Genomic DNA, 23288 nt, shown 5'->3' with positions numbered 1-23288 from the left:
GGACGCCGCTCGGACCCTTCCGCAGAGGGCTCAGGCGCGGGCTCGTCGGGCGGTCGAACCCCGCACCACGAGCTTCGGCGGGACGAGGACCGCGCCGTCGCCCGGCTCGCCGTTGATGGCGCCGAGCAGCTCCCGCAGCGCCGCCCTCCCGAGGGCGACGAAGTTCTGGTGGACCGTGGTGAGCGGCGGGAAGAGGTACTCCGCCTCGGGCAGGTCGTCGAAGCCCACGACACTCACGTCCTCGGGCACCCTGCGCCCGGCCTCGGCCATGGCCCGCAGGACCCCGATGGCCATCTGGTCGTTGGCCACGAAGACCGCGCTGACGTCCCGGTCGGCGGCCAGCCCGACACCGTGCCGGTAGCCGCTCGAGGCGGTCCAGTCCCCCGTGAGCACCGGCCCCGGCGTCAGCCCAGCGGAGGCGAGCGCCGAACGCCAGCCCTCGAGGCGGCACTCCGCCTGGTACCAGTTGGCCGGCCCGCCGATGTGGGCGATGTGGCGGTGCCCGAGGTCGATGAGGTGCTGGGTCGCCAGCCGCGCACCCTGCGCGTGGTCGACCCCCACGCTGAGCCCGGCCCGAGCCGGGTCGGAGTCCAGCACCACCAGGGGCAGCGGCACCTGTGCCCCGGGGCCGAGGTCCAGCCCGGCGTCGTCCGGGGCGATCATCACCAGCGCCTCCACGGACTCGCCGATGAGGTGCTCGATCGCGTCCTGGGTCGCCCGGTTGCTCGCCTCGGGACTCGTCTCGGACACCGACACGAGGACCAGGCTGTAGCCCTCGGCGCGGGCCGCCGCCTCGAGGCCCACCACGGTGCTGGAGGGCCCGAAGTAGCCGAGCCCGGCGACGACGACCCCGATCGTCCCGGACCGCCTGGTGGCCAGGGCCCGTGCGGCACTGTTGCGCCGGTACCCCAGCTCGTGGATCGCCTCGAGGACGCGGTCACGGGTGGCGGGAGCGACGCTCGGCGACCCGTTGACCACCCGCGAGACCGTCTGGTGGGAGACGCCGGCGACCTCGGCCACGTCCTGGAGGCTCGGGCGACGACGCGGTGCCGGCTTCGTCATGGCGCTCCTCGGGGACCGGTCGGGGACTGGGGGTGGACACGGGCGGGGTCGGTGCCGTTGCCTCGCGGCAGACTCTAGGACCTGCGGAGCCCGCCTCGGCATAACGCCTGCACCGAGGGGCGGTATGGCGCCCCGCGAGCCCCAGCCGGCGCCCGAGAGGGCGTCACCACCACCGTTGGCGATGGGATATGATCGACGCGCCGCGACAGGCCTACCCCGGACATCAACCGGAGCAGACCGGTCGCGAACGCATGTTGTGCGTGCTTCACGGCCAGGTAGCTCAGTTGGTACGAGCGTCCGACTGAAAATCGGAAGGTCGGCGGTTCGACCCCGCCCCTGGCCACCACGAGGAACCGCCGTCACCCGTGAGGTGGCGGCGGTTTCGTCCTGTCCGAGCCAGTTCGCACGCCCTGCGGGGCTGTGCGTCCTGCTCGCGACGCGCCCGCAACACGGCGGTTGCTGGGCAAAACCAGCACAAATAACTGCCGTTTCGCCCAGCAACTGCCGTCTTGCCGTGTCGTCCGGGACCGGCAGGTCGGCTGGGAAGTCGGCCCAGCGGTCCGGCGGCGGTCAGGCGTCGGTGGGTTGGAGCTCGGCGCGCAGCGCGACCAGGTCGTCGCGCAGGCTGGCCGGTGCCGGAGCCTCGGAGCGCAGGGCGTCCTCGAGGGCGTGCTCGATCTGGCGGGCCAGGCGGGAGGCCTCGTCGTACCCGAACGTTCCGGCGGCCCCGGCCACCGAGTGGGCCACCGCACGGCCGGCGTCGACGACCTCGCGCGGGGCGCCGTCCGCGAGCGCAGGCTCGATCTGGTCGGTGCGGGCGAGGTTCGTGGCTCGGGCGCGCTCACGCATCTTGGCCCACATCAGGGCCTCGTCGCTCACGCGGTCCACCCGAGCATGGTGCTGAGCTGGGCCGGCAGCGTCATCGGGTCGAACGGCTTGGCCAGCACCCCGACGACCGGGAGCCCCGACTTCTGGGCGTCCTCGGCGGCCTGGGCCTTGGCGGTGAGCAGCACGACCGGGATGTGGCTGATGGCGGGGTCCTGCGACATCAGGACCGCAGCGGTCGACCCGTCCATGCCCGGCATCATGACGTCCATGACCACGGCGTCGGGCAGCTCGCGGGCGCAGCGGTCCAGCGCCTCCTGGCCACCCGTGGCGGTGGTGACCTCCCAGCCTCCGACCATTGACAGGCTCATCTCGGCCACCTCGAGGATCAGCTCGTCGTCGTCGACCACCAGGACCCGCCGCGGGCCACCTGACGGCAGCGCGGGGGTCATGCGGGGAGAGGGACTGATCCCCCGGGTCGGCACATCATGCGGACATAGTGCATCAACCCGAGGTCCCTCGGGGCAACTGCACGCAACATCCTGTCCACACAGCCGATCGACGTCTCCGTCCTACGGGCTGACAAGGAGACCCGACTCCGACCAAAGGGCGCACATCGGACAGTTCGGCTCCTACCATCGAACTCGTTGGTCGCCCGTCACGGATGACATGGCCACGCATCGAGGGAGCGACATGGTGGTAGGGGAGGGACCCTTCACGCAGTGGTCCGAGCGCCCCGTCCTCCAACCCGAGGACCGGGCCCTGGCCCACCGCCTCGGCGTGGCCGTCTACGTCGCCGAACCGGGTGCCGCAGGGCGCTGGTTGCACGCCAGCCCGGCAGTGACCGCCATGATCGGGCTCACCCCCGAGGCCCTCGTCGCCGACCCCGACCTCTGGCTGCGCCACCTGCACCCCGACGACCGCGAGCGGGTGCTCGACCGCGAGTCCCGACTCCAGGTCGACGGCCGCGTCCGCTCCGAGTACCGCATGATCCGTCCCGACGGCCAGATCGTCTGGCTCGTCGACGACGCCGCCATGGCGCGGACGGCGGAGGGCCGGATCGTCCAGGACGGCTTCCTCGTCGACATCACCGACCAGAAGCGGTCAGGGTTCATGCTCGCCGCCCAGGCCGAGCTGGTCGAGGCGCTGGCCGGCCCGACCTCGTTGCCGGAGGTGCTCGCGGGGCTGGCCCGCAAGGTCATGGGTATGGCGTCCGCCCACCGCTGCGTGATCACGGTCAAGGACCTGCCGCAGGTGGTCCACCCCCCGGTCACCGCGACGTTCGTGGGCGCCACCCACTCCTCCCCCATCAAGGGGCAGGACGGCAGCGAGATGGGCTGCGTCACGCTCCACTACATGCCGGGCACGCCGCCTCCCGAGGGCGACCTCGACCTCCCCGAGTGGGCGGCGCAGCTCGCGGCGCTCGCCGTGACCCGGGCCGGGGAACGCGAACGCGCAGCCACCTCGCGCGCCCTGCTGGCCGCGACCCTCGAGTCCACCGTCGACGGGATCCTCGTCGTCGACCGTGACGGCCACATCGTCGGTCACAACGAGCGGTTCGCGTCCATGTGGCGCATCGACCGGGAGGTGATGAACTCCGGCGACGACGGCAAGGTGATGGGCTCGGTGCTCGAGCAGCTCGTCGACCCCGACGGGTTCGTGGCGCAGGTGCGCGACCTGTACGACCACCCGGAGCAGACCAGCTTCGACGAGCTGAGGTTCCTCGACGGCCGGATCTACGAGCGCTACTCCCAGCCGCAGCGGGTCGACGGCACGACCATGGGGCGGGTGTGGAGCTTCCGCGACGTCTCGGACGAGCGACGCCTGCAGGACGACCTGCGGCACAGCGAGGCCAACCTCGACATGCTCGTCACCCAGGTCCGTGACTACGCCATCCTCAACCTCGACCCGCACGGGCACGTCATCACCTGGACCGAGGGCGCCCTGCGCATCCACGGCTTCACCGAGGACCAGATCCTCGGGCGCTCCCACGCCGCCTTCTACCCCCAGGAGGACCTGCAGGCCGGCCGTCCCTGGCAGCTGCTCGAGCAGGCCCGCTCGGAGGGCCGCGCGACGGACGAGGGATGGCGCGTGCGCCAGGACGGCTCCCGGTTCTGGGCCAGCGTCGTGCTCACCGCCCTGCGCGACGAGTCGGGCGAGCTGCGCGGCTTCGGCAAGGTCACCCAGGACATCACCGAGCGGCGCAACGCCGAGCTGGCTCTCGCCCGCCAGGCCCGGACGCTCGAGCTGCTCGGGTCGGTGGCCACCGCGTCCAACACCGCGTCCGGCGTCGAGGAGGCCCTGCACGCGACGCTCGAGGCGTTCTGCGACTACGGCGGCTGGCAGCTCGCACACGCCTACCTCGCCGACCACGACACCGGCATCCTCCAGCACTCCGAGTGGTACTCCCAGGACTCGGGGTGCTGCTCCGAGTTCCGCGCCCGCACCGAGATGCTGCCGGTCAGCGAGCTGGGGCTCCCCCGCACCGTCTTCGAGCAGGCCAAGCCCCAGTGGATCGACCGGCTCGACGAGCGCGCCCAGCGGGGCCGTGCCGTCCAGGGCGCGGCTGCGGGCCTGGTCTCGGGGTGCGCCTTCCCGCTGATGATCCGCGAGGAGCCGGTCGGCGTCCTGGAGTTCTTCAGCACCGAGATCCGCGAGCTCGACAGCGCGACGATCCAGATCATGCGTCACCTCGGCACGCAGCTGGGACGCGTCGTGGAGCGCGCTCGGGCCGAGCACCACCTCGGTCGCCACGCCCTCGAGCTGCGCCGGCTCTCCAAGCGGCTGGAGACCGTCCTCAACTCCGCCGGCGAAGGCATCTACGGCGTCGACGACACCGACCACGTCACCTTCATCAACGAGGCCGGGGCCGCCCTGGTGGGCCGACGCCGCGAGGAGATCATCGGCCGACCGGTGCAGGTCGTGCTGCGGGCCGAGGTGGACACCACCCCCCGGCGGCTCCCGGCCGGGAGCCAGCCCGACGCCATACCGGGCTCGCAGGGGTCGGTCACACCGGGGTCGGCCACTCAGGGGTCGGCCACTCAGGGGTCGGCCACTCAGGGGCAGGACGGCTCCGCCGCGCCGGTGGCGACACGCGTCCTCGGGCGGCACACCCGGGCCGACGGGTCCGCGTTCGACTCCGAGTGGATCTCCGCCCCCATCGTCGCCGAGGGGGTCGAGAGCGGTGCGGTCGTCGTGTTCCGCGACGTGAGCGAGCAGCGCGCGGTCGAGCGGATGAAGGACCAGTTCCTCGCGGTGGTGAGCCACGAGCTGCGGACGCCGCTCACGTCGATCCGGGGTGCGCTCGGCCTGCTCGGTGGCGGCGCGGCCGGCGAGCTCCCGGCAGCCGCAGGGCGGATGGTGGACCTCGCGACCGTGAGCACCAACCGGTTGATCCGGCTGGTCACCGACATCCTCGACATCGAGCGCCTCGCGGCCGGCCAGATGGCGCTGTACCCGCAGGCCTGCGACACCAGCGCGCTCGTCGCGGCCAGCCTGCAGGACACTGCGGCGTTCGTGGCCGAGCGGCGGGTGCGGATCGACGCGGAGGGGTCGCCTGCCCGGGTCATGGCCGACCCGGACCGCGCCATCCAGGTGCTCACCAACCTCATCACCAACGCGGTGAAGTTCTCCGACCCCGGCTCGGTCGTCCAGGTGACCACGCGCGAGATCGGGCGGCAGGTCTGCTTCGAGGTCCGCGACCACGGTCCCGGGCTGCCCCCCGACCAGTTCGAGGTGATCTTCGAGCCGTTCCGGCAGGCCGACGCGTCCGACACGCGGCGCCACGGAGGCACCGGCCTCGGTCTGGCGATCTGCCGGGGGCTCGTCGAGCAGCACGGCGGACGCATCTGGGGCACCAACCACCCCCAGGGCGGGGCACAGTTCTCGTTCACACTCCCCCTGGCACCAACCGAAGAGATGATTTCCAGCGTTTAGCGACGCTTGGCCCCTGTTGATGCATGAAGATCGGAGGGTGCAGCACCCCGCCCTCGCCAACGTCGACCCCGGTGACCTGAGTCGCTGGCTGGTCCAGGCATCTCCCGACGGGCTGTGGGTGTTCGACGAGCACGGCATGACGGTGTTCGCCAACGCCCGACTCGGTGAGCTCCTCCGACGGACCCCGGAGCAGATGCGCACCCTGTCGGTCTACGACTGCATGGACGAGCAGGGCAAGGTCGACCTCTCCCGCCACCTGGCCAACCTCGCCACCACCCGGACCCCGGGGAACAACCTCGAGTGTCGCTTCCTGTGCGGCGACGGGTCGGACATCTGGGCGCTCGTCAGTCACACCCCCGTCCTCGACGACGACGGCGACCACGTCGGGTGGCTGCACCGGGTCACCGAGTACAGCGAGCAGCGCCGCCTCCTCGACACCCTGCAGCACCGCGAGCAACAGCTCGCCGAGGCCCAGCGGATCGCCAAGATCGGCAGCTGGGAGTGGGACGTCCGCGCCGACGTCGTCACCTGGTCCGACGAGCTCTACCGGATCTACGAGATCGAGCGGGGCAGTGAGCCCGTCCCCAACTACCGAGCGTTCATCGAGCGGCTCCACCCGGACGACCGGGACCGGGTCAACGCGGCGATCGGCGAAGCGCTGGCCGGTCGCGACGCCTTCGAGTTCGACGCCCGCACGGTGCAGGTGGACGGCGAGATCATGTGGATCCGCGGCCGCGGCCAGGTGACCCGGGACGCCAACGGCCAGGTCCTCCGGCTGGGTGGCACGTCCCAGGACATCACCGCCACCAAGGACGCCGAACAGGCGTTGGCCCTGCTCTCGGCGATGGCCACGACGGCCAACCAGGCCAACAGCCTCGTCGAGGTCGTCCCCACGGTCATCGCAGACGTCGCCACGCACACCGGGTGGCGTCCGGTCGCCGCGTGGATGGTCGCCGAGGACGGTCGCCTCGACCCGGTCGACGGCGACCTGCGGCAGACGCCCCAGGACGACCGCGAGGAGGCCCTGCGCCTGGCCCGTCAGGCCGTCCAGCAGCGCACCCCAGCCGTCGGCTCCACCTCGGAGGGCACGACCCTGGTGGCAGCCCCGATCGTGGCCGAGGGCCGCGCCGCCTGCGTCATCGTCATGGACAGCCGCGCCACGACGCCGCCGACCGAGAGCGACGCGGTCACCATCAGCCAGGCCGCAGCCCTCTTCAGCCGCGTCGCCGAGCGTGAGTGGACGCGCGAACGCCTTGCCACCGCTCGCGACGACGCCATGGCCGCCTCGGTGGCCAAGTCGCAGTTCCTCGCCACCATGAGCCACGAGATCCGTACCCCCCTGAACGGTGTCATCGGGCTCTCCGAGCTGCTCAACCGCACCGAGCTCACCGAGCGCCAGCGCCGGCTCGCCGACGGCATCGACAACGCCGGGCGCCAGCTGTTGGCCCTGGTCAACGACATCCTCGACCTGTCCAAGATCGAGGCCGGCCGGCTCGAGCTGGAGCAGGTCGACTTCGACCCGCGCACGGTCATCGAGCAGAGCAGCACCGTCGTGGCCGAGCTGGCCCGGCGCAAGTCGCTCGAGCTCGTGGTGTCCTGCCAGCCCGACCTGCCGACCGCCGTGTGCGGCGACCCCGTCCGGTTCGGACAGGTCGTCGCCAACCTCACCTCCAACGCCGTGAAGTTCACCGCGAGCGGCGAGGTCGTCGTGCGGGCCTCCCTCGAGCGCGGGACGCCGGACGACTCGGTGGTCCTGCGGGTCGAGGTGACCGACACCGGCTACGGCATGACGCCCGAGGTGCAGAGCCGCCTGTTCACCGCCTTCTCCCAGGGCGACACCTCGACGACGCGCGAGTTCGGGGGCACCGGCCTCGGACTGGCCATCTGCCGCCAGATCGTCACGGCCATGGGTGGCGAGATCGGGGTCACCAGCGCCCGCGGTCGCGGGAGCACGTTCTGGTTCACGGCGCCGTTCGCCCCCGCCACCGAGGTGTCCGTGCCTGCGACGATGGGAACGGCGATCGTCTCCGGCCTGCGCGTCCTGGTCATCGACGACAACGAGACCAACCGCTTCATCCTCGAGGAGCAGCTGGGCTCGTGGAAGGTCGACACGTCCCTGGCCGCCTCCGGCGTCGAAGGGCTCAGCCTGCTCGACGAGGCGAACCGGCACGGCACGCCGTTCGACATCGTGCTGCTCGACTACCTCATGCCGGGCGTCAACGGTGAGCAGTTCGCCCGGATGGTGCGCGGCGACGGCCGGTTCGCCGCCACCCGCATCATCTTGTTGAGCTCGTCGATGGACCTCAAGTCCTCGACCCTGACCGAGGCCGGCATCGACCTCGCCCTGACCAAGCCGGTGTTCGCTTCGAGCCTGTTCGACAGCCTCGCGACCGTGGCCGCGTCGGCCCCGACGCCGCTCGGCTCTGCCGCCCACGCGCGCGGGGTCGCGCCGAGCCCGCCCGCGGCAGCCGGCCCCGCAGGCCACCTCGGCCGGGTCCTCGTGGTGGAGGACAACGCCGTCAACCAGATGGTCGCCGTGGGCATCCTGGAGAGCCTCGGGTATGCCGCGTCCGTCGCCGAGAACGGCGTCATCGGCGTGGCCACCTTCGTGGAGGACCCCGGCGCCTACGACGCGATCCTCATGGACTGCCAGATGCCGCAGATGGACGGCTACGAGGCGACGCGGGCGATCCGTGCCCACGAGGCCAACGCGTCCCGGGTGCCGATCATCGCCATGACCGCCGCCGCGATCGCCGGGGAGCGCGAGCGCTGCCTGCTCGCCGGGATGGACGACTTCCTCACGAAACCCGTCGACGTGGGCCTGCTCCGCTCGACCCTGGCCCGCTGGGTCCAGCCGGACGCCGAGCGAACGAGCGGGGCCGCTGGTGCGCCGGCATCCCTGTCGGCGCCGGCTTCGGCCCAGGGGTCGGCTCCCCTGTCGGCACCGACCGCTGCGACGCCTTCCGGCGAGACCGGCGAGACCGGCGAGACCGGCGGCACCGGCGGCACCGGCGCGGACCTCGTTCCCGACGCCGACACGGACGTCCTCGACCGAGACCGGCTCGGGGAGCTGCTCGACCTCGAACCCGGTGACCCGTCGATGCTGCTGCGGTTCATCGACCGCTTCGACGTGAACTCAGGTCAGACGATGCGCGAGCTCGTGCGGGCCCGCGACACCGGCGCCGCCCAGGAGATGGGCCGTGCCGCGCACAGCCTCAAGGGCAGCTCGGCCAACCTGGGCGCGACCGCCCTGGCCGCGCTGTGCAAGGAGGTCGAGGACCTCGGCGACCAGGGTGAGCTCGTCGACGACCGCGTGCTCGACAACCTGGCCCGGGAGCGCCAGCGGGCCGTGGCCGCCCTGGAGGGGCTGGCTTCGGCCCTGCGCCGCGACGCCTGAGGGACCCTCGCCCGAGTCCTGAAGGTCACGGGTCTGGACGTCAGCGGCCCGCGGCTGGCCCCCGGCCCACGCGCCCTCCGGCGGGGAATGCCAGAGCCCCTCGTGGTGGAGCCTGAGGACACGCAGGCCCCACCACGAGGGGCGGGCAGTTCTTGGGGTCGGGGGTGGGTCCTCAGGCGTCCGTGGCCAGGGAGGGGCCAGGGAGGGGCCGAGGACCGGCCGAGGAGGCTCGGACGGGTACTGCGGGGTCAGACGGCTTCGACGTCCCAGTGCTGGGCCGGGGCGGCGAGGTAGCCACCGGTGCGGGCGCCCAGCGCGAGCCGGCGACGCACCTCCCGCATGAGCTCGTCGTTCGAGGCGAGGAGCAGGGTCTCGGTGGGGCTCAGCGGCGCCATCACGTGCAGGCCGCACCCCTCGGCGGAACGGAGGACGATCTCACGCACCGGCATCGAGAAAGCCCGGGCGAGGGCCACGATGTCGTCGGTGTCGGGCGACCCGGGGAGGACGTGGGAGTCCAGGATCGTGGCCAGCGTCCACTCATCGATCCCGGTGCGCTCGGAGAGGACTTCGCGGGTCCATCCGAGCAGGCTCATCTGCTCCTGGACGAAAAGGCCGAGGCTGTTGATCACTACGAGCTCCCTAGAAGACACCTGCGTAAGTTATGTGATGATCGAACACTTCTTGGGAGGTCGGGGATAGGAACTTTGCCAATACTTGAACGTGATGTCGTCCGTTCGGCCAGCACCTCCTAGTCCCAACTCGCCGAGCCTGTCAGCCGAAGCGCTTCGTCCGCGTTCGTCCGGGGCTCGCCGCACTCATCCCTTCACCGGGGTGCACTGGCCGTGCCCGCGGACCCCGGAGTGGCCGAGAACCGCGGCACGACGCCGGGGTGGACCACGGACCCCGCCCGGGCGGCATACGTGTGGCGCGCAGCCAGGTGGGGGTCCTCCCTCGCCTCCTGCAGGCTGAGCACGGGCGCCACGCAGGCGTCGAGGTCCGCGAACACGCAGACCCACTCGGCCCGGGTGCGACGGGCGAACTCCTTCGCCAGCCGCTCGCTCGTCGCCGGCCACGTCGCAGCATCCATCTGGGCGGCGGCCAGCTCGGCGGAGTGGAGGCCCAGACCCTGCAGGAGGCGGCCGTAGAAGACCGGTTCGATCGCGCCGACCGCCATCCACCGGTCGTCAGCGGTGCGGTAGCAGCGGTAGAACGGAGCTCCACCGTCGAACAGGTTGTGGCCCCGTGGCCCCGACCACGCCCCGGAGGCGAGGAGCGACTGCTGCATCGCCGTCATCGCCGCGACGCCGTCGACGATCGCGGCGTCGACCACCTGGCCCTCGCCGGTGGCGCGAGCGTGCAGCACGCCGGCCAGCACCCCGAAGGCCAGCAGCGCCCCACCCCCACCGAAGTCGCCGAGGAGGTTGAGGGGTGGCACGGGTCGGCCGCCGTCCCCGACGAACGCGTCGAGGACCCCGCTGATCGCGAGGTAGGTGATGTCGTGGCCGGCCAGCGCGGCATACGGCCCGTCCTGTCCCCACCCGGTCATCCGGCCGTAGACGAGGCGCGGGTTGCGCGCGAGGGCGACCTCGGGTCCGAACCCCAGCCGCTCGGCCACGCCGGGGCGGAAGCCCTCGAGCAGCACGTCGCTGGCCTCGACCAGGCGCAGCACCTCCGTCCGACCCACGTCGGACTTGAGGTCGAGCACCACCGACCTCCGCCCACGCAACAGCACGGCGTGGGTGCCGCTCAGGTCGTCCAGGGGACGGTCGACACGCACGACGTCGGCCCCCAGGTCCGCCAGCAGCATGGCCGCGAACGGCACGGGACCGATCCCACCGACCTCGACCACACCCACATCGGTGAGCGGGCCACGACGGGCAGCAGGCAGCGCGTGGTCGACCATGGTCCGCAACGTACCGTCGCGGGGCCGCGGACGAGGCCAGGCAGGTCCGGACCGTCAAGGCCCTGACCCCACCGACCTTCCCGAGCCGGTGGTGACCTCACCCGTGGGTGAGCGGTGATGGAGAGCCGCTGGTGGTCCAGCGCCCGGGCCCTGCCCCCGGACGCCGGTCAGCGGCTCAGATCACGTCAGTGAGAAGGGCGCGAACCTCGGCCTCTCGGTAGCGGCGGTGGCCGCCGAGCGTGCGGATCGAGTTGAGCTTGCCGGCCTTGGCCCAGCGGGTGACCGTCTTGGGGTCGACGCGGAACAGTGACGCGACTTCCGCGGGGGTGAGCAACTTCTCGACCTCGGTGGTGCGAGTAACCATGACTTTCTCCTCGTGCAGGGGACGTCTCTCCATAATCGGACAAGGGGGATGCTTTGGGAACATTCCATACGGGTCATCCCCCATGGCCCGTTGGGACTAGTCACACGACCACCAGGTGGTCAGGAATACGCTGGGGTGGGCGCGTGACCCGCGCCATCCCGTTCCCGTCCAGCGCCCCACCGAGCTCCAGGAGTCACCACCGTGACCACGTCCTCGTCGCCGTCCAGCCCCGTGCTGCCCACGCCCCCCGGCCCCCTGGCCGCGATGGCCCAGCACGAGCAGGTCGTGTTCTGCCACGACCGCGCCACCGGCCTGCGGGCCATCATCGGCATCTACAGCACCGCCCTCGGGCCGGCCCTCGGCGGGACGCGGTTCTACCCGTACGCCTCCGAGGAGGCCGCCCTGGCCGACGTCCTGCGCCTCTCGCGCGGCATGGCCTACAAGAACGCGGTTGCCGGGCTCGACCTCGGTGGGGGCAAGGCCGTCATCATCGGCGACCCCGCGACCGACAAGACCCCGGAGCTGCTGCGCGCCTACGGCCGGTTCGTCGAGAGCCTCGGCGGCCGGTACGTCACCGCCTGCGACGTGGGCACCTACGTCGCCGACATGGACGTCGTCAGCGAGACGACCCGCTTCGCCACCGGGCGCTCGGAGAGCAACGGCGGCGCGGGCGACTCCTCCGTCCTGACCGCGTACGGCGTGTTCCAGGGCCAGCGCGCGTGCGCCCAGCACCTGTGGGGCGAGGCCACCCTCAAGGGCCGGACCGTGGGCATCGCCGGCGTCGGCAAGGTGGGTCGCATCCTCACCGGCCACCTCCTCGAGGACGGCGCGCACGTCGTGGTGACCGACGTCAACGAGCAGGCCGTCGCGGCGCTCAAGGCCACCCACCCCCAGATCGACGTCGTCGCCGACACCGACGCCCTGGTCCGGTCCGACCTGGACGTCTACGCCCCCTGCGCACTCGGAGGGGCGCTCGACGAGCAGACCGTCGCCGCCCTGAGGGCCACCGTGGTGTGCGGTGGTGCCAACAACCAGCTCGTGACCGAGGGCCCGGGCGGGACCGCCGACCAGCTCAAGGCCCGCGGCATCACCTACGCCCCCGACTTCCTCGTCAACGCCGGTGGCGTCATCCAGGTCAGCGACGAGCTGCACGGGTTCGACTTCGAGCGGGCGAAGAAGGGCGCCGCGGCGATCTTCGACCACACCCTCGAGGTCCTCGAGACCGCGACATCACGCGACATCACGCCTGCAGCGGCCGCCGACCACATCGCCGAGGAGCGGATGGCGGCCGGGGCAGCCGGCGGGATCTGGCTGCCGGCACGCTGATCTCGTCCCGTCAGCCGGGAGTCCTGCCGCCAAACTTGCCACGCTCATGTAGCGTTGGCCCCACGACAAATACACGATTCCCGGGACCGCTCCGCGGAGTCGAGCCGTCATCACGACGACTCGGACCCAGCGATGCCGTCCCGCCAGACGCATGAGGGGGTCACGCCATGGGGCGCGGCCGGGCCAAAGCCAAGCAGACCAAGGTTGCCCGGGAGCTGAAGTACTTCTCTCCCAACACCGACCTGAGTGCGCTTGAGCAAGAACTGCACGGGTCCTCCTACGCGGAGCCGGACCGAAAGTCCGACACCTCCGTCAGCGAGGACGAGTACGACGAGTACGGGAAGTGGGCCTCGGGTCAAGCTTGACCCGGACGCTCGACCGACCACACCACCTCATGCGCGGGCCCTGCCCGTGTGTCCTCACCGCCGCGCCACGGCACGTCGTCATGGCGTCGTGCCGTGGCGCATGAGTGGTGGGGGCCGTCAGGGCCTACGCTCGCGCCATGAGCACTGACACGCGCGAGCAGACGCGCCGTCTCGGGGTCGAGACCACCGGCATCGAGATCATCGACGAGGCCGAGCGCACCGCCCGGCCCTCCGACCTCTTCTGGCCGTGGTTCGCGGCCAACGTCTCGGTGTTCGGGCTGTCGTACGCCGGATTCGTCCTCGGGTTCGGCATCTCGTTCTGGCAGGCGTTCGTCGTGACGGTCGTCGGGGTCGTCGTGTCGTTCGCCCTGTGCGGCGTGATCGCCATCGCCGGCAAGCGGGGCTCCGCACCGACGATGGTGCTTTCGCGAGCCGCGTTCGGCGTGACCGGCCAGAAGGTCCCCGGCGTCATGTCGTGGCTGACCTCGATCGGCTGGGAGACCTTCCTGGTCATCACCGCGACCCTCGCGACCGCCACGATCTTCACCCAGCTCGGGTGGAGCGGCGGCACCGCCACCAAGATCGTGGCGAGCCTCGTGACGGCGGCGCTGGTCGTGGCGGCCTCCGTCGCCGGGTACCACGTCATCATGCGGCTGCAGTCCTGGCTGACCTGGATCACCGGTGCGGTCAGCGTCGTCTACATCGCGCTCACGGTGGGACACATCAACTGGTCCACGGTCTCCGACCTCCCCTCGGGCTCCACCCAGCAGGTCGTCGGCGCCCTCGTCCTGGTGATGACCGGCTTCGGCCTGGGCTGGATCAACATCGCCGCCGACTGGTCCCGCTACCAGCGGCGCGACGCCTCCGGCGCCTCCATCGTCGGGTGGAACACCTTCGGCGGCGCGCTCGCGCCCGTGCTGCTCGTCGTCTTCGGGCTGGCCCTCGCCGGCTCCGACAAGAAGCTGCTGGAGGGCATCGGGTCCGACCCGGTGGGCACCCTGGCCACGATCCTGCCGACCTGGTTCCTCGTGCCGTTCCTGCTCGCAGCGATCCTGGCCCTGGTCAGCGGTGCCGTCCTCGGCATCTACTCCTCGGGCCTGACGCTGCTGTCCCTCGGCGTGCGCATCTCGCGACCGCGGGCCGCGTTCGTCGACGGGGTCATCCTCACCGTCGGCACGATCTACGTCGTCTTCTTCGCCGACAGCTTCATCAACCCGTTCCAGTCGTTCCTCATCACCCTGGGCGTCCCGCTCGCCTCGTGGGCCGGGATCATGATCGCCGACATCGTCCTGCGCAAGCGCGACTACGACGAGGCGGCGCTGTTCGACCCGGCCGGCCGGTACGGCGCATGGGACTGGGCCTCGATCGGCACGATGGTCGTGACGTCCGTGATCGGCTGGGGCCTGGTCGTCAACAGCTTCGCCAAGGACGCCTCCTGGAACAACTGGCAGGGCTACCTGCTGGAGCCGCTCGGCCTCGGCAAGTTCGTCGACGACCCCGCCGGCGCGTTCTGGGAGGGCAACTGGCCGTACGCCAACCTCGGCGTGCTCCTCGCGCTGGTCCTGTCGTTCGTCGCGACCCTGGTGCTGCGCCGCGGGACCGTCCGCCGCCAGGAGGAGGGCACGGGGTCCCGCGCGTGAGCGGGACGACCTGGTTCGTGGGGATCGACCTCCAGCGCGTCTTCGGCGACCCCTCGAGCGCCTGGTGCGCCCCCCGGTATGCCGCCGCGGCGAGCTCCGCGCGCCGGCTCGCCGCGGCATACCCGGACCGCACGGTCCTCACCCGGTTCGTGGCACCGGCGGCCCCGGACGGTGCGTGGAAGCCGTACTACGAGGACTTCCCGTGGGCGCTCGTCGGTGATGACGACCCGCTGTACGCGCTGACCGACGAGGTGGCCGACCTGCCGGCGCGCGTCGTGACGGCACCGACGTTCGGCAAGTGGGAGGTGCTGCGTCCCGCCGTGGGCGAGCACCCCCGCCTCGTGGTCGCCGGGGTCGCGACAGACTGCTGCGTGATCTCGACCGTCCTGGCCGCGGCTGACGCCGGCGCGTCGGTCACCGTGGTGACCGACGCCTGCGCGGGCTCGACCGACGAGAACCACACCAAGGCGCTGGACGTCATGGCCCTCTACGGTCCGCTCGTCCACCTCGCGACCACGGACGAGGTCCTCGCGACCTGCGGCTAGCCGCCGCTGGTGCCCCACGTGCTGACGGCAGCGGCGTGTCCGTAGGCGAACGCCTTGGCCTCGGCGGCAGGGTCGCCCCGGTCCACCGGGTGCGCTCCTCCGTGGTCCACCCCGAGGTCGGCGGGCTCCGGATCGGCGCCGTCCCACGCGGCATACCCGGTGAACAGGCCGAACACTGCCTCGGACGCCACGACGGCGTCTGCCAGCCGGCGCCGCGGACCGGCCGGGCAGGCGGCGAGGAACACCCCGGGCGCCCGTCGCTCACCGGCCGTCACCAGCCGCGCGATCGCGCGACGGTCACCCGTCGTGAGCCGCTGCCCGGCGACCAGGGCGTCCTGGACCGTGCGGAGCACAGCGTCCCGCACCTGCTCGGTGACCGCCTCGAGGGCCTCGACGTGCGCCTCCTCCAGGGCATCGGTGGGGGCGGTGCGCAACAGGTACCGGTACTGCCGCTCGACCGGGTCCTCCGCGTGGGCGGCCGGCTGCACGGACACCTTGGCCCGACCGAAGATCGTCATGATCCAGGGTAGGACCGTGGTCGTCCCGGGCGCCAGGCATTCGCGAGGTCGGGGTCAGGCACCCCGACGGAGCTGCTCCGGCGGCGGCGACAGGCGCCGTGCGCTGGTGGCGAGGTCGGGGTCCATACCGTCCCAGGTGTCGTACCCGTCGAGGAGGTCGGTCTGCGCTGCCTGCCGGAGCACGGCACGGGCGAGGCGTTCGTGCGCGATGTCGACCAGGCCCGACACCAGCACCCCGGGGGTGCGGATCTCCGCGACGGTCATGAGGCGGGCGAGGCGGTGGATGTCGTCCACGGTGAGGTCGCGCCCGGTCTGGAGGCGTTCCTGCGCCGTCCGCAGGATGATCGCGCGGACCGCCGGGTCGAGGACCAGCAGGGCGTCGAGGTGCAGGGCGTCGAGGGCTTCGGGTGGGGCCGTCCGCAGCAGGTAGCGGTACTGGCGCAGCTCGTGGCGCTCGACCGGCGCCGGCTCCTCGGGCTGCTTGCGCAGGAAGTGCATGAGGCTCACGCTTCGAGGCTAGGCAGGCCGTCGGCGGTCGCCCTCCACCAGAACGCGGCCCAGCCCTGCGTCAGGTGGTGGAGTCCGGAGCACGGTATAGGGGTTTCGCCCCGGGATCGCCCGAGGTCACCCCGTCGCGTCGGCCAGGCCGATCACGCCGATCAGGCCGATCAGGCCGATCAGGCCGGTCAGGCCGGTCAGGCCGGTCAGGCCGGTCAGGCCGAGGGGTGGTCCCCGACGACCTGCACCGAACCACCGTCGACGCCCTTGGCCCCGTGGACGACCTCGACGCCGTCGGCGATCGCAGCTCCCTCGAGGTCGCTCACCTCACCGATGGCCCACGCCGGTATGCCGCGCGCGGCGAGCTCCCGGGTCGCCGCGTCGACCTGGTCGGCCGGGAGCATGGCGACGAAACCGACCCCCATGTTGAGGGTGCGTTCGAGGTCGGCGCGGGGGACGCCACCGAGACTGCCGACGGTCGAGAAGACGGCGGGCGGGGTCCAGGTGGAGCGGTCCAGCCTGGCGAAGACGTCGCGGGGCAGGACGCGCGCGAGGTTCGCGGCGAGCCCACCACCGGTCACGTGCGAGAGGGCGTGCACGTCCACGCCGTCCGTGCGGATGAGGTCGAGCAGGTCGGCGGAGTAGACGCGGGTCGGGGTGAGCAGCTCCTCCCCCAGCGACTGCCCGAACTCCTCGACGTGACGGTCGAGCTGCCAACCGGCCGCCCCGATCACCTTGCGCACCAACGAGTACCCGTTGGAGTGCAGCCCGCTCGAGCCGAGGGCCAGCACGACGTCGCCGGGACGCACCCGGTCGGGACCCAGCACGTCGGCATGCTCGACGACCCCGGTCGCGGCACCTGCCACGTCGTACTCGTCGGGCTCGAGCAGTCCGGGGTGCTCCGCGGTCTCGCCGCCCACGAGGGCGACCCGGGCCTGCTCGCACGCTGCGGCGATGCCGGAGACGATGGCTGCGATGCGCTCGGGGACCACGCGTCCCGTGGCGATGTAGTCGGTCATGAACAGCGGCTCCGCGCCACAGACCACGATGTCGTCGACGACCATGCCGACCAGGTCGAACCCGATGGTGTCGTGGCGGTCCAGCGCCTGGGCGATGGCGACCTTGGTGCCCACGCCGTCGGTGCTCGTGGCGAGGACTGGGCGGGTCATCCGCGCGATCGCGCTGGCGTCGAACATGCCCGCGAACCCGCCCAGGCCGCCCAGCACCTCGGGGCGGGTGGCCCGACGGACCGAGGCCTTCATCAGCTCGACGGCCTTGTCACCGGCCTCGACGTCGACGCCGGCGGAGGCATAGGTGATCGGTTCGCTCACGCGGCCAGCCTAGCCCCCGCGCCACTCCCCCCCGTTCGAGGTATTCGCCTACCGGGATGCGGTAGCCGAATACCTCGAACGGATGGAGGGCGCCCGTCCACAGGCGGGTCAGGCGGTGCCGTGGCCTCCACAGCTCGTCGGTGCAGGCCACTCCGCACGGGCTTCACGGGACAGCGTCGTCGCATGACCACGGCAGACGTCCTGACCCCACGGACGACCGGCTGGCGGAGGAGTGCTGCCGCCCAGCTGCCCGACGCCGTCGATGGCGTCCTGTCCCGAGACCTGCTGGCAGGGATCGGCATCGACGACCGCATGATCCGTCGGGAGGTGTCTGCCGGACGCTGGCGCCTACACGGCAGGCAGACCGTCGCCCTGCACACCGGCCCGCTGGGTCCCGGCGGCTGGCGACGACGGGCGGTGTGGGAGGTGGGCGTCGGGATCGCTGCCCTCGACGGGGTGAGCGCCCTGCAGGCGGCCGGCCTCACCGGGTTCGAGGACGCGATGGTCCATGTGTCGGTCAAGCACACCGCGGCAGTCCAACCCGTCGTAGGCGTGCGCGTGCACAAGCTGGCCCGGAGAGTCGAGGACGAGGTGATGACGCCGGGGGTGCCGAGAACCCGCCCGGCGCTGGCCGCGGTGCGAGCTGCCCGATGGGCCACCAGCGACCGCCAGGCGGCGCTCCTCCTGGTGATGCCCGTGCAACAGCGCCTCTGCACCGGTGCCCAGCTGCTCGAGGCAGCCCACACGACCCGCGGGCGCACGCGCAGGCGGCTCATCCCGATGCTGGCACGCGACATCGCCCTCGGCGCAGAGTCGCTCGGGGAGCTCGACTTCGCCCGACTCTGCCGGAACCGTGGCCTGCCGGAGCCGAGCCGCCAGGTCCTGCGCCACGGCGTGCGCGGACGGGTGTACCTCGACGTGGCGTGGGAGGACATCGGTCTCGCCGTGGAGATCGATGGCGCCGGCCACCAGATGGGCTTGTCCGTGACTGACGACCACCTCCGCCAGAACGAGCTCGCCCTGACCGATCACACCGTCCTGCGCATGAACCTCGTCGGGCTGCGACTCGAGGAACGGCGCTTCATGGACCAAGTGGTCACCGCCCACGCTCGGCTGAGCGTCGGCCACCTGCCTCGTTCGAGGTATTCAGCCACCAGATCCCGGTAGGCGAATACCTCGAACCGGGGGAGTCCTAGGGGCGGGTGAGGGCGTCCGCGGCGCCGCCGCCGACACCCAGGGTCACCCCGTCGACGTCGAGGGGCAGGGTCTCGAACAGGTTCTTGCCCAGCCGGCTGGAGTCGGGGAGCTCGAGCGGGTACTTGCCGGAGAAGCACGCGGTGCACAGCTGGTCGGCCGGCTGCTCGGTCGCCGCGATCATGCCTTCCTCGCTGATGTAGCCGAGGGAGTCGGCGCCGATCGAGGTGCAGACCTCCTCGACGCCGATGCCGGTCGCGATGAGCTCCGCCCGAGTGGCGAAGTCGATGCCGTAGAAGCAGGGCCAGCGCACCGGCGGGCTCGAGATCCGCACGTGCACCTCGGCCGCCCCGGCCTCACGCAGCATCCGCACGAGGGCCCGCTGGGTGTTGCCGCGGACGATCGAGTCGTCGACGACGACGAGGCGCTTGCCCTTGATGACCTCGCGCAGCGGGTTGAGCTTGAGCCGGATGCCGAGCTGGCGGATCGTCTGCGACGGGGCGATGAAGGTGCGCCCCACGTAGGAGTTCTTCACCAGGCCCTGGCCGTAGGGGATGCCCGACTCCTGGGCGTAGCCGATGGCCGCAGGTGTTCCCGACTCCGGCGTCGGCATGACCAGGTCGGCCTCGACGGGGTGCTCACGGGCCAGGGTGCGACCCATCTCGACGCGGGACTCGTGGACGCCGCGCCCGTTGATCGTCGTGTCGGGGCGGGCGAGGTAGACGTACTCGAAGACGCAGCCCTTGCGCGCGGTCTCGGCGAACCGCTGTGAGCGCAGGCCGTCCTCGTCGATGGCGATGAGCTCACCGGGCTCGACCTCGCGGATGAGCGAGGCGCCGACGATGTCGAGGGCGGCGGTCTCGGAGGCGACGACCCAGCCACGGTCCAGGCGGCCCAGGACCAGGGGACGGATCCCCTGCGGGTCGCGCGCGGCATACAGGGTGTGCTCGTCCATGAACACGAAGCAGAAGGCGCCCTGCAGCTTGGGCAGGATGTCCATCGCCGCCGCCTCGAGCGAACGGTCGGGGTCGTCAGCGAGCAGTGCGGTGACCAGGGCGGTGTCGGTCGTGTTGCCCCGGACGAGCTCGCCGCCGCCGTGGGCGAACCCCTCCTCGGCGCGGGAAGCGACCAGCTCGCGCAGCTCGGCGGAGTTGATGAGGTTGCCGTTGTGGGCCAGGGCCACCGTCGACTCGGCGTGGCCGCCGAGGGTGGGCTGGGCGTTCTCCCACGTGGAGCCGCCGGTCGTGGAGTAGCGGCAGTGGCCGACGGCGAGGTGTCCGCGCAGGGAGGCGAGCGACCGCTCGTCGAACACCTGGGACACCAGGCCCATGTCCTTGTAGACGAGGATGCTGCGCCCGTCGGAGGTCGCGATGCCGGCCGACTCCTGCCCGCGGTGCTGCAGGGCGTAGAGGCCGTAGTAGGTGAGCTTGGCGACCTCCTCCCCGGGAGCCCAGACGCCAAAGACCCCGCAGGCGTCCTGCGGGCCCTTCTCGTTCGGAAGGAGGTCGTGCGTCAGCTGTCCGTCGCCACGTGCCACGTGGCTCAGTCTCCCACAGGGGGAACGGCGTCAGTCGCGGCGTTCCAGAAGCACGGCCACCACCGCGGCCAGGAGCCCGAACACGCAGGCGCCGAGGACCCCGAGGAACAGCACCGACGACGACTCGCTGTAGGAACGGCCGAACTCCGTGGTGTTGCTGCCGCCGTAGTAGGCGAACACCGAACCGACGATGAAACCGAGGATCGCCCCGGTCGAGATGAAGGCGACGAAGTTCGGGTAGCGACGGGTGGGAGGCACGGGTCCACGCTACCTCCCCCTCCCCGAGGCCTTGCCGGGCCCTGATCGACGCCACCCCCTACCCATCCGTTGCCCCCGGCGGGTACGAATGGAGGTCATGGAACCCACTTCGAAGAGCCAACGCCTCAGGTATGCCGTCAGCGGCCTGCTCGCGGCCCTCACCGGTATGGCCGTGGGTCACCTCGTCGCAGCCCTGGTCAACCCGGCGGCCTCGCCGGTGCTGTCCGTGGGTTCGACGGTCATCGACGCCACCCCGACCCCGGTCAAGGAATGGGCGATCCAGCACTTCGGCACCAACGACAAGCCCGTCCTGCTCTCCAGCGTCGCCCTCGTCACGGCCCTCGCGGCCCTCGGCATCGGCCTGCTGGCCCGCAAGCGGCCGAGTGCAGCCGGCGTCCTCGTCGTGCTGCTCGCCGGCCTGGCCGGACTGGCCGCGATGCTGCGACCCACCGCCTCGCCGGTCGACATCCTGCCCGCGTTCGCCGCGGCGGTCGTCGGCGTCGGGGTCCTGTTCGGGCTCCTGCGCCTGCTGAACACCGGCGCCACCGAGGCGGCCGTTCACGAGTCCCCGCTCGACCACTCCGCGCAGGCCCCGGGGGTCGCCTCGACGACCGGGCGACGCAACTTCCTCATCGGTGCGGCCGGCGCCACGGTCGGTGCAGCCGCCGTCGGCACGCTCGGCCAGAAGCTGGCCGTTCCGCCCACGCTGCCGTCCTCGGTGTCCCTGCCCACCCCGCAGAACACCGCGCCGGCCCTGCCGGCCGGGCTGGAGACCAAGGTCAAGGGCATCAGCGCCTTCAGCACCCCGATCAAGGACTTCTACCGCGTCGACACGGCCCTGGTCATCCCGCGCATCGACGTGAAGAGCTGGAAGCTCGAGATCGGCGGGGACGTGGACAAGCCCTACTCGATCACCTTCGACGAGCTGCTCAAGATGCCGATGATCGAGAAGTACATCACCCTCAACTGCGTCAGCAACGAGGTCGGCGGCCCCTACATCTCCTCGACCCTGTGGCAGGGCGTCCGCATCAAGGACCTCCTCGAGCGCGCCGGGGTGAAGGCGAACGTCGACCAGATCCTGAGCGAGTCGACCGACGGCATGACGATCTCGACCCCGATCGAGGCCCTCACCGACGACCGCGACGCCATCATCGCCGTGGCGATGAACGGCGAGCCGCTCCCGCCCAAGCACGGGTTCCCCGCGCGGATGGTCACGCCGGGCCTCTACGGGTTCGTCGGCGCCACCAAGTGGGTCACCAAGCTCACCGCGACGACGTACGCCAAGGACAAGGCCTACTGGACCGAGCGCGACTGGCTCATCGACGGGAAGGTCAAGACGCAGGCTCGCATCGACACGCCCCGAGGCCTCGCGACCTACAAGCCCGGGAAGATGGCTGTCGGCGGGGTCGCGTGGGCCCAGGGCCGCGGCATCGAGAAGGTCGAGGTCCGCGTGGACGACGGCCCGTGGCAGAAGGCCACCCTCGGACCGGACGGCGGCACGGACTACTGGCGCCAGTGGTTCTGGGAGTGGGATGCCAAGAGCGGTCGCCACGACCTGACGGTGCGCGCCACCGACGGCACCGGCACGGTCCAGACCCAGGAGAAGGCCGACCCGTTCCCCGGTGGAGCGTCCGGCTACCACTCGATCGTCGTGCTCGTCTCCTGACGAATCATCAACAGCCGCAACACTTCGAAGTGATGCGGCACCGAGGCCCCTGCTGAGCCGCCCTGGCTCGGCAGGGGCTTTGGCGTTGTCCCGCAACGGTTTCGAGGGACCGCCGGGGCAAGGACTCGAAAAAAAACTTTCACCAGAGTCCAATCCGCCTCCTGAGCAGGGCCGAATGCCAGATGTCAGAACGTCACTGAAACAAGGAGCCACATCATGCGACTCGCACGCCGCAGCACCATCGCCGTCCTCGGCCTCGCCCTTCCCCTGAGCCTCGCCGCCTGTGGGAACTCCGGTTCCGACGCGGCCTCCACGTCCTCCTCCTCGTCCCCGATGTCGAGCAGCTCGAGCTCCTCGTCCTCCAGCACCACCGACGACATGGCCGCCAAGCCGTTCGGCTCCGGTTGCGCCGCCGTTCCCACGAGCGGCAAGGGCTCGTTCTCCGGCATGGCCACCGACCCGGTCGCCACCGCCGCGAGCAACAACCCCGCGCTGTCCACCCTGGTCACCGCCGTCGGCGAGGCCGGCCTGGGCGAGACCCTGAACTCGGCCAAGGACATCACCGTCTTCGCCCCGAGCAACGACGCGTTCAAGGCCGTCCCGAAGGCCACGATGGACGCCGCGATGAAGGACCCGAAGGGTCTGCTCACCAAGGTCCTCACCAACCACGTCGTCGAGGGTCGCCTGACCCCGGAGACCCTGGCCGGCGAGCACAAGACCCTGGGTGGCGGCACCATCACCGTCGAGGGTTCCGGCGAGTCCTTCAAGGTCGGTACGGCCAACGTGGTCTGCGGCAACGTGCAGACCGCCAACGCCACCGTCTACATCATCGACGGCGTCCTGCTCCCCAAGTAAGCCCGGATCAGCGATGATGGTGTCCATGGCAGCGACTTCCTCAGGTCCCAACCCGACTTGGGGAGGTC

Annotated in this window: 20 protein-coding genes and 1 tRNA gene; 10 read left to right on the top strand and 11 right to left on the bottom strand. The window is 71.4% G+C overall.

All coding sequences use genetic code 11. The features are described from left to right. Positions 1–30: 30 nt before the first annotated feature. A complete protein-coding gene (locus ASD62_RS12960) occupies positions 31–1062 on the bottom strand; it encodes a LacI family DNA-binding transcriptional regulator (protein ID WP_056916314.1) in 1032 nt (343 codons plus the stop codon). 269 nt (positions 1063–1331) lie between these two features. On the opposite strand from ASD62_RS12960, the gene ASD62_RS12955 reads away from it, so the two are divergent. Next, positions 1332–1408: transfer RNA gene (locus ASD62_RS12955), tRNA-Phe, on the top strand. A gap of 224 nt (positions 1409–1632) precedes the next feature. On the opposite strand, the gene ASD62_RS12950 is transcribed toward ASD62_RS12955, so the two are convergent. Together ASD62_RS12950 and ASD62_RS12945 are read right to left on the bottom strand one after the other, a co-directional pair. Continuing rightward, positions 1633–1950, bottom strand: a complete 318-nt coding sequence (locus ASD62_RS12950; RefSeq protein ID WP_056916313.1) for an Hpt domain-containing protein — start codon at positions 1948–1950, stop codon at positions 1633–1635. Further along, positions 1938–2339, bottom strand: a complete 402-nt coding sequence (locus ASD62_RS12945; protein ID WP_056916312.1) for a response regulator — start codon at positions 2337–2339, stop codon at positions 1938–1940. Before ASD62_RS12945 ends, ASD62_RS12950 begins: the two co-directional genes overlap by 13 nt. 241 nt (positions 2340–2580) lie before the next feature. On the opposite strand from ASD62_RS12945, the gene ASD62_RS12940 reads away from it, so the two are divergent. Then, positions 2581–5823, top strand: a complete 3243-nt coding sequence (locus tag ASD62_RS12940) for a PAS domain S-box protein (RefSeq protein ID WP_056916311.1) — start codon at positions 2581–2583, stop codon at positions 5821–5823. A gap of 37 nt (positions 5824–5860) precedes the next feature. Further along, positions 5861–9220 carry a response regulator gene (locus ASD62_RS12935; protein WP_056916310.1) on the top strand — a complete coding sequence of 1120 codons (3360 nt, stop codon included), beginning with the start codon at positions 5861–5863 and terminating at the stop codon, positions 9218–9220. A 248-nt stretch (positions 9221–9468) separates the two neighbouring features. Here ASD62_RS12935 and ASD62_RS12930 read toward each other — a convergent pair whose 3' ends face one another. From ASD62_RS12930 to ASD62_RS12920, 3 genes are all read right to left on the bottom strand, one after another. Further along, positions 9469–9849 carry a helix-turn-helix transcriptional regulator gene (locus ASD62_RS12930; protein WP_056916309.1) on the bottom strand — a complete coding sequence of 127 codons (381 nt, stop codon included), beginning with the start codon at positions 9847–9849 and terminating at the stop codon, positions 9469–9471. Between the two features lie 194 nt (positions 9850–10043). Continuing rightward, positions 10044–11123 carry a CaiB/BaiF CoA-transferase family protein gene (locus ASD62_RS12925; protein ID WP_056916308.1) on the bottom strand — a complete coding sequence of 360 codons (1080 nt, stop codon included), beginning with the start codon at positions 11121–11123 and terminating at the stop codon, positions 10044–10046. 175 nt (positions 11124–11298) lie between these two features. Next, positions 11299–11487: a BldC family transcriptional regulator gene (locus tag ASD62_RS12920; protein ID WP_056916307.1), complete on the bottom strand. Its 189-nt coding sequence runs from the start codon at positions 11485–11487 to the stop codon at positions 11299–11301. A 201-nt stretch (positions 11488–11688) separates the two neighbouring features. On the opposite strand from ASD62_RS12920, the gene ASD62_RS12915 reads away from it, so the two are divergent. The 4 genes from ASD62_RS12915 to ASD62_RS12900 all read left to right on the top strand — a co-directional run bounded on the left by ASD62_RS12915 (position 11689) and on the right by ASD62_RS12900 (position 15363). Further along, complete coding sequence (locus ASD62_RS12915; protein WP_235530697.1) at positions 11689–12813, top strand: Glu/Leu/Phe/Val dehydrogenase dimerization domain-containing protein; 1125 nt, start codon at positions 11689–11691, stop codon at positions 12811–12813. A 167-nt stretch (positions 12814–12980) separates the two neighbouring features. Next, positions 12981–13178 carry a DUF3073 domain-containing protein gene (locus ASD62_RS12910; protein ID WP_056916306.1) on the top strand — a complete coding sequence of 66 codons (198 nt, stop codon included), beginning with the start codon at positions 12981–12983 and terminating at the stop codon, positions 13176–13178. A 137-nt stretch (positions 13179–13315) separates the two neighbouring features. After that, positions 13316–14818: a cytosine permease gene (locus tag ASD62_RS12905; protein WP_056916305.1), complete on the top strand. Its 1503-nt coding sequence runs from the start codon at positions 13316–13318 to the stop codon at positions 14816–14818. Further along, positions 14815–15363 carry a cysteine hydrolase family protein gene (locus tag ASD62_RS12900; RefSeq protein ID WP_056916304.1) on the top strand — a complete coding sequence of 183 codons (549 nt, stop codon included), beginning with the start codon at positions 14815–14817 and terminating at the stop codon, positions 15361–15363. Before ASD62_RS12905 ends, ASD62_RS12900 begins: the two co-directional genes overlap by 4 nt. Here the strand turns inward: ASD62_RS12900 and ASD62_RS12895 are convergent. The 3 genes from ASD62_RS12895 to purM form a co-directional block, all read right to left on the bottom strand. Then, complete coding sequence (locus tag ASD62_RS12895; protein WP_056916303.1) at positions 15360–15881, bottom strand: hypothetical protein; 522 nt, start codon at positions 15879–15881, stop codon at positions 15360–15362. The two genes, ASD62_RS12900 and ASD62_RS12895, sit on opposite strands and share 4 nt — an antisense overlap. Before the next feature lie 54 nt (positions 15882–15935). Further along, positions 15936–16388, bottom strand: a complete 453-nt coding sequence (locus ASD62_RS12890; RefSeq protein WP_157581460.1) for a hypothetical protein — start codon at positions 16386–16388, stop codon at positions 15936–15938. Positions 16389–16594: 206 nt separating this feature from the next. Continuing rightward, entirely contained in the window at positions 16595–17710 is a 1116-nt protein-coding gene (gene purM / locus ASD62_RS12885) for a phosphoribosylformylglycinamidine cyclo-ligase (protein WP_056916301.1), read from the bottom strand. 183 nt (positions 17711–17893) lie between these two features. Here purM and ASD62_RS12880 point away from each other — a divergent pair, with 183 nt between their 5' ends. Further along, a complete protein-coding gene (locus ASD62_RS12880; protein ID WP_157581459.1) occupies positions 17894–18877 on the top strand; it encodes a hypothetical protein in 984 nt (327 codons plus the stop codon). 25 nt (positions 18878–18902) lie between these two features. On the opposite strand, the gene purF is transcribed toward ASD62_RS12880, so the two are convergent. Then, a complete protein-coding gene (gene purF, locus ASD62_RS12875; RefSeq protein ID WP_056916300.1) occupies positions 18903–20441 on the bottom strand; it encodes an amidophosphoribosyltransferase in 1539 nt (512 codons plus the stop codon). A gap of 30 nt (positions 20442–20471) precedes the next feature. Then, on the bottom strand, positions 20472–20699 hold the full coding sequence (locus ASD62_RS12870; protein ID WP_056916299.1) for a hypothetical protein: 228 nt from the start codon (positions 20697–20699) through the stop codon (positions 20472–20474). Positions 20700–20796: 97 nt separating this feature from the next. Here ASD62_RS12870 and ASD62_RS12865 point away from each other — a divergent pair, with 97 nt between their 5' ends. Both ASD62_RS12865 and ASD62_RS12860 read left to right on the top strand, forming a co-directional pair. Beyond that, the gene (locus ASD62_RS12865; RefSeq protein ID WP_157581458.1) at positions 20797–22365 is read left to right on the top strand and encodes a molybdopterin-dependent oxidoreductase; all 1569 of its coding nucleotides are present in this window, start codon (positions 20797–20799) and stop codon (positions 22363–22365) included. Positions 22366–22581: 216 nt separating this feature from the next. Next, positions 22582–23220, top strand: coding sequence for a fasciclin domain-containing protein (locus ASD62_RS12860; RefSeq protein ID WP_056916297.1), 639 nt, complete (start codon positions 22582–22584; stop codon positions 23218–23220). Positions 23221–23288: the final 68 nt, after the last annotated feature.

Source organism: Phycicoccus sp. Root563, from assembly GCF_001427915.1.
Lineage (GTDB): Bacteria > Actinomycetota > Actinomycetes > Actinomycetales > Dermatophilaceae > Pedococcus.
The sequence above is the reverse complement of the archived record's forward strand: the minus strand, read 5'-3'. Positions and strand labels throughout refer to the sequence as shown.